Annotated in this window: 2 protein-coding genes; both read left to right on the top strand. The window is 35.4% G+C overall.

What is annotated here, in order from left to right; all coding sequences use genetic code 11:
* Positions 1–1,377 (top strand): GDP-mannose dehydrogenase (locus HOG71_14790; GenBank protein MBT5992114.1); only part of this gene is annotated, 1,377 nt, incomplete at its 5' end.
* Positions 1,378–1,561: 184 nt separating this feature from the next.
* On the top strand, positions 1,562–2,719 hold the full coding sequence (locus HOG71_14785; GenBank protein ID MBT5992113.1) for a serine hydrolase: 1,158 nt from the start codon (positions 1,562–1,564) through the stop codon (positions 2,717–2,719).
* Positions 2,720–2,903: the final 184 nt, after the last annotated feature.

The raw sequence follows: 2,903 nt of genomic DNA, 5'->3' as shown, positions 1-2,903 counted from the left end.
TGGAAAATTCCTATTATCAATAGGGGCGAACCACCCGTAAAAGCAGAAGACCCTGAAGTATATGAAGTCATTAATAGGGTTGTAAAAGATAAGAAAACGCTGACAGCAACTTATAACAACGATTGTTTGAGTCTGGCAGATGTTGTTGTGGTAGATGTGCAGTGCGATTTCCACAAGAAGGAATTGGGAAATATGCGGACAGGAGAAACGGATATGGCTGCATTGGAAGCTGCTATTAAAACAATTGCTGAAAAAATTCAAGCACATTGCTTGACATTGATTGAAACAACAGTTGCTCCGGGAACAACAGAGTTAGTGGCCTGGCCTATCATGAAAAAAGCTTTCAAGAAAAGAGGAATTGCAACAACTCCACTTTTATCGCATAGTTACGAGCGAGTAATGCCCGGTCGTGAATATGTATCCTCTATTCGAGATTTCTGGCGTGTATGTTCGGGTTGTGATGCTGATGCAAAAGCAAAAGTTGAGCAGTTTCTAAATGATGTTTTAAATACGAAAGAATATCCGCTTACTGTATTAGATAGACCCATCGAATCAGAAACTTCAAAAATAGTTGAGAATTCATATCGTGCTAGTATTTTGGCTTTTATGAACGAATGGAGTTTGTTTGCCGAGCGCACGGGTGTTGACATGGTGAAGGTTTATAAAGCCATTAAAATGAGACCAACTCACTCCAATATCATGTTTCCCGGACCCGGAGTAGGTGGCTATTGTTTACCTAAAGATGGAGGCCTTGGTTATTGGGCCTACGAGCATATTCTGGGCTTCAATGATGGTGACGATGTGTTTAAAATTACACCTGCTGCTATTGATATTAATGATACCCGTGCATTACACGTTGCGGAACTAACTCGCGATGCTCTTAGAAATATTGACATTCATATTGCAGGTTCTGATATTTTAATTTGTGGAGCCAGCTACCGTCAGGATGTTGGAGATACACGCTACAGTGGCAGTGAATTGGTTCTAAGAAGAATCAAAGAAATGGGTGGTGATGTAAAAGTGCATGACCCTTATGTAGACAATTGGGTTGAATTGGAACATCAGGATACTTTCCCTAACTCGTGGAGTAAGTATTTTAGAAAACAAGAAGAACTAAAGGAGTTGAAAGTTCAGAAAAACTTGCAAGATGCCTTAGTAGATGCTGAAGCTATGATTCTTGCTGTTCCTCATCAGGAATATATGGATTTGAATCCAGATGATATCGTGAAATGGGCTGGACAACCTTTGGCAATTATTGACTGTTTTGGGATTCTAGATGACGATAAAATCCGAAGATATTTTGAATTAGGTTGCGAAGTAAAAGGTCTTGGCAGAGGTCATATTCAGCATATTAAGAAAGAGGTTTTGCGAAAGTAATATCTAGTTTTTCCATTCTGATTTCTAAAGCTTGAAGTAATCACTTGTAGCATACAGTATGATTGATTTATCAATTGTGGTTTGCACGGATTAATTCTTAAAAAAAGTTTTTATAGATACAATAGAATTGCAGTATTTCCGTTAGATTTTTTTCTCTAGATATAAAAAAGTAACAAAACTAATAATGCAAAAAACGCAGGCCTCTAACACTACTCAAAACTCCTTCACTAAAAAGAAAAACAGCCGATTATTTTATTATGTCCTTGTTATTGTTCTCATACTTGCGTTGGGGTTTATTCTGGGCTGGTATGTAGATTTTTCTGAAAAAAAAGCACGTATAGTTCGACAATATAAGAAAACACTAATTGAGAAAAGTGAAGAGCAAAAATTGATGGCACCGCTAAAGGATACGATGATTATGCCTTTTATTAATCCAATTGCTTTTTTATATCCACAAACCAATTTATGTTTTGATGAATTAGAAAACTTTAAGCCCAAAGTTCAGAACTACATTGCAAAAGCCATTACGGATAAGTCTATTGATATCGTTTCAGTCTATTTTCGGGATTTGACCAATGGTTTTTGGTTTGGCATTAATGAACGTGAAAAGTTTTCACCTGCGAGTTTAAATAAGGTTCCTGTTTTAATTGCTGTTTTAAAAAAAGCGGAAACAAATCCATCCTTGTTAAAAGAGAAAATACAATACCTTGGAAGTGAAACGGAAAATAGATTAAAACAAAAGCCATGGGTAAGTATGCCCAGAACAAAACTTAAACTGTTAAAGTATTATACTGTTGAAGAGTTATTGGATTATATGATTATTCATTCCGATAATGATGCAACACTTTTACTCCTCGATCGAATTACAGATGAATATATGCGATTGGTTAAGAAGGATCTTGGATTTATTGATGCAACTGATTTAGCTTCTGAATCGAACTATATATCCGTAAAAGCATATTCAACTTTTCTAAGAGTTCTCTATAATGCGAGTTATTTAAATAAAAAATATTCCAATTTAGCTTTAGAAATCCTGAGTGAATCAGACTACCCATTTGGGATCAGAGCTGCCATTCCCGATGAAATACAAATCAGTCATAAATATGGTGAAAGAGATCATATAACTGAAGCCGATGAAGTTCAAATAAGGCAGTTGCATCATGTTGCTATTGTTTATTATGCAGGAAAACCTTTCCTTTTAAATATCATGACAAAGGGAAGTAATCGTGAAAAATTACAGAAAGTGATTAAAGATATTGCAGAAATTGTTTATCAGGAAGTTGATACACAGGTTAAACAAATGCCAACATGTGCTTTGGAGAGAGATAAAGAAAAGGAATAAAAAAGCACAATAAAATATTTCACTGTGCTTCTTACTAGTTTCAAAAAGACTTTTTAGAAAACCTCGCAGTGAGAAATGAAAACCTTATGGTTTAAAATTACGAGGTCTTAGACTTAATTATAGGTTGGTAATACCCCATATTTCTTTGAATAATCCATCATTTGCTTACCGTAGTTAGATGGAT

The organism is Bacteroidota bacterium (assembly GCA_018698135.1).
Classification (GTDB): domain Bacteria; phylum Bacteroidota; class Bacteroidia; order CAILMK01; family JAAYUY01; genus JABINZ01.
This window is presented reverse-complemented; position numbering and strand designations above follow the sequence as displayed.

What these genes read in the sequence shown, in the direction of transcription:
- HOG71_14785 (MBT5992113.1), top strand. Translation starts at nt 1,562, where the DNA reads ATGCAAAAAACGCAGGCCTCTAACACTACTCAAAACTCCTTCACTAAA.